This is a genomic window from Salmonella sp. SSDFZ54 (genome assembly GCF_004010735.1).
Taxonomy (GTDB): domain Bacteria; phylum Pseudomonadota; class Gammaproteobacteria; order Enterobacterales; family Enterobacteriaceae; genus Salmonella; species Salmonella enterica.
Genome location: NZ_CP034826.1, coordinates 1 through 3,373, shown reverse-complemented (window position 1 = coordinate 3,373; position 3,373 = coordinate 1). Strand labels below are relative to the sequence as shown.

Below are 3,373 nucleotides of genomic sequence, written 5' to 3'. Positions count from 1 at the left end.
GACTGTGCTGTTGAAAAATTCTTGAAGAATACAGAAGGTTCATGCAAACTGAATGAACTGGTTTCTGTTGTGGATCTCAACAGTTTCCACAGGAACATTGAGGAGGTCAGAGACCTCAATGAACCCGAAACAGCTCGCCTTCCTGGCGAGCTGTTTTCGTTCTACTCCCGCCGACGAAAGATCGCAAGTGCAATAACGAGATTTTTCACGTCTTTACGCTCAAAAAGTAAAAAAACCATGTTTTCCCCTGGCTGAATCCCCAAAAACGCGTGAAATGCGTTTTCAGGATGTTGCATAGCTATGCACAAATACGGCACACGATTTGTTTCGCTCGCCCCAGCCGTCGAACGGGTCAAAATGGCAAGATTTCGTCACTTCCCCGGTCACATCTCCATTGATGGCCCACTCCGAACCCGTGCCGCGCGTTCCTGTACCTCATGTCTGTACCGGGCACGCTCCTGTTCATCCCTTAGCTGTTGTTCGCGATAAATAACCGACTCAAGCGATCCACTTGCCCGGCTAATCTCTGCACCTGCTGACTCAATATCACGACGCGCTCGTTCAGTATCGCGTTGTTCCGTTGCGTAACCTCGTGCATCTTCTGCAATTCCGCGAAGGCGCTCTCCCACTCGTTCAGCCGCCGCATATAGTCCTGTTGCAAATGCTCTAAGGCGTTCAGCAAATGCCCTTCCAGTTCCGTCATACTCGTTTACTCCCTGACCAGCCTCACGGCGTTCTTGTCGCCCACCGTCCAGGTGTTTTCCCCTTTCACCCCGTCCGGCAACACCAGAAATTTCCCGTTCTCGCCATTGACGAACGTCACCCCCCAGGTTTTTGCCTCGAGTTTCGCCAGCGTGTTTTCCTGCTCTCTGATAGTCAGGATATTTTTCGCAATCTTGCTTTCCTGCCACTCCATCAGCCCCCAGCACCCCAGGAAAATCCCGCCCGTGACGCTGAGCGCGGTCAGCGCCGGAAACAGTATCCGCCCTTTGATCACCCGCCAGAGCAGTTTTTTCTGCTGCCGGGACAGTTCGGCCTCTGTGGTGCTGAACTGCATGCTCACGGTGGTGCTCAGCGTATCCAGTTGCTTTTTCACGGATGTTGTATGTTCGCTGATAGCGTCTCTGATTTTCTGCCTGTTTAAGCTCAGTGCCTTGTCTACAGACTCTTCGAGCTTCCTGAACTCGCTGTTCAGCATGTTCTCGGTAGAAGCGGCTCGCTCTTTCAGTTTCTTCTCGAAGTCTGTTCCCATTTGTAAAAGATTGCTCATACAGCGCCCCCTTTAGCCTGAGATTCCGCCCCCCCTCCGGGTCGGCAATACTGATGCTGCTTTTGGTTGTCCTCACCACCTCAAAACCTGCCGCTGTAAGCGCCTCTGTGACATCCTGACGCGTTTTTATTGCTCCGGCATGGTAAAGAGCCTCAAGACCCCGTGTAATCGCTTCTGCGGCCTCCTGTTTCGCTTTTGGCAGATTATTTGGCGTGACAAGCGTCCGTCTGTTCTCCGGTGCGTTCGGGTCACGCAGCCCGTAATGATGATTAACCAGCGTCTGCCAGGCATTTATCCTCGGCCTGTCCGCACGGTCGTAGTACGGCTGGAGGCGCTTACCGCTCTGTAGCTCCATGTTCGGGATGACAAAATTCAGTTCGAGCCGCCCCTTATCCTGGTGTTCCACCCAGAGAATGCTGTACTGGTCTTTTTCGAGACCGGGCATAAGAACACGCTCAAAGCTCGTCATCACTCTTTCGCGTTCACCCGGTGGTAGCTCCTTCTCCGCGAACGACAGAACGCCTGACGTGTATTTCTTCGAAAATGGCGTGGAATCAATGAGTTCCCGCACTTCTTCCGGGTTACCCCGGAGCACCGTTGCGCCTTCGCGGTTACGCTCCCGCCCCAGCAGGTAATCGACCGGGCCACTTCCACCGCCTTTCCCCCTGGCATGAAATTTAACTATCATCCCGTACCCCCTGTTCCCTGACAGCCTGCCGCAACTGGCGCAATTCACCCTCGATGGCCATCAGTGCGGCCACCACATGAACCCGGTCAATCGAAGACCACTGGCCGCTGTTCACCTTCCGGGCTGTCTGGTTCAGGTTGTTCCCGATGGCAGCCAGATGCCGCAGCAATGGCGGTGCCAGTGTCGGCAGTTTTCCTGTGCGTGCAACCGGCTCCCCCAGACAGACCCGCCGCATCCATTCCGCCAGTCGTTTACCCTCGCAGCGTTCCAGTAACCGGGCGTGCTCCTCATCGGTAACCCGTATCGTGAGCATCTTCTCGCGTTTCATCGGTATCATTCCCCCTAACAAATCCCCCATACAAGGAGCCTTAAGACCATGACCAAACAGGAAAAAACAGCCCTTAACATGGCTCGCTTTATCAGAAGCCAGACGCTAACCCTGCTGGAAAAACTCAACGATCTGGACGCGGACGAACAGGCAGACATCTGCGAATCACTTCACGACCACGCCGACGAACTCTACCGCAGTTGCCTCGCACGCTTCGGCGATGACGGTGAAAGCAACTGAAACATGCAGCTCCCGGAGACGTTCACAGCTTGCCTGTGAGCGGATGCCGGGAGCAGACAAGCCCGCCAGGGCGCGTCAGTGCGGGTGTCGGGGCGCAGCCCTGACCCAGTTCACAGAGCGATAGCGATGTGTATACTGGCTTTCCTCATTTTGCATCGGTGCAGAGTGGATGGGAAGTGCACCATGTCAGGAGTAAAAAGCCGCACAGATGCGTAAAAACAGCGCGCCCGATAAACAACACACACGCGGACACTGGCACAGGCGCGTAAGTGCACAATGCTTGCCTCTGTGACTCTTCCGCTTCCTCGCCCACTCGCTCACTACGTTCGGTCGCTGGGGCTGCGGCGAGCGGCGGGATCACTCTCGTTGTGATGCAGATCCGTTTTTTTTTTTGCACTGGAGTTATCAGGAGTAGCGGTGCACATGGGATCGTGCGATATGCTGGATGGTGGAAGGTCGGAGGGAACGGCAACAACTCACCCCTCCCAGTGAAGGGACGGGTAGTTTGCCGCTCTCGATATGCCGGACGGAGCCAAGGCCATCGATCACGGGGCGCGTCAGTGGAAGAACCCGCGCCTGCGTGACGTATGCGTCTTCGCCGCACCATCTCACCCGTCACGCCACCACATACCGGGAACTGCCGCCAAGGTCTAACTCAACCAATCTAGCCGCGCTACATACGGTTTTTGTGGCAACTCATCAGGTGTCCGCTGTCGATGAAACTCTCTGCGCCGGTAGCGGAACTCTCACGCGTGCGGTCGCCGTCGTCACAGCTCCCCCAACCGCAAACGATTCTCGCAAATACGCAAGTATCTGCAAAAACAGGTTTTTTTCGGGGTTCCTGGGA

The 3,373-nt window shown here is 55.3% G+C and carries 4 protein-coding genes and 1 pseudogene; 1 reads left to right on the top strand and 4 read right to left on the bottom strand.

Annotated features, from left to right (window positions below):
• Nucleotides 1-469 precede the first annotated feature (469 nt).
• From EOS97_RS26870 to EOS97_RS26590, 4 genes and pseudogenes are all read right to left on the bottom strand, one after another.
• Nucleotides 470-703: an MbeD family mobilization/exclusion protein gene (locus tag EOS97_RS26870; RefSeq protein ID WP_000137389.1), complete on the bottom strand. Its 234-nt coding sequence runs from the start codon at nucleotides 701-703 to the stop codon at nucleotides 470-472.
• 6 nt (nucleotides 704-709) lie between these two features.
• Entirely contained in the window at nucleotides 710-1,270 is a 561-nt protein-coding gene (locus EOS97_RS26865; RefSeq protein ID WP_000067487.1) for an MbeB family mobilization protein, read from the bottom strand.
• Nucleotides 1,271-1,301: 31 nt separating this feature from the next.
• A pseudogene (locus EOS97_RS27405) lies at nucleotides 1,302-1,739 on the bottom strand (relaxase/mobilization nuclease domain-containing protein); the annotation flags it as partial.
• Nucleotides 1,740-1,947: 208 nt separating this feature from the next.
• Nucleotides 1,948-2,271 carry a MobC family plasmid mobilization relaxosome protein gene (locus tag EOS97_RS26590; protein WP_001696562.1) on the bottom strand — a complete coding sequence of 108 codons (324 nt, stop codon included), beginning with the start codon at nucleotides 2,269-2,271 and terminating at the stop codon, nucleotides 1,948-1,950.
• A gap of 63 nt (nucleotides 2,272-2,334) precedes the next feature.
• On the opposite strand from EOS97_RS26590, the gene EOS97_RS26585 reads away from it, so the two are divergent.
• Nucleotides 2,335-2,526, top strand: a complete 192-nt coding sequence (locus EOS97_RS26585; RefSeq protein WP_000165979.1) for a Rop family plasmid primer RNA-binding protein — start codon at nucleotides 2,335-2,337, stop codon at nucleotides 2,524-2,526.
• Nucleotides 2,527-3,373: the final 847 nt, after the last annotated feature.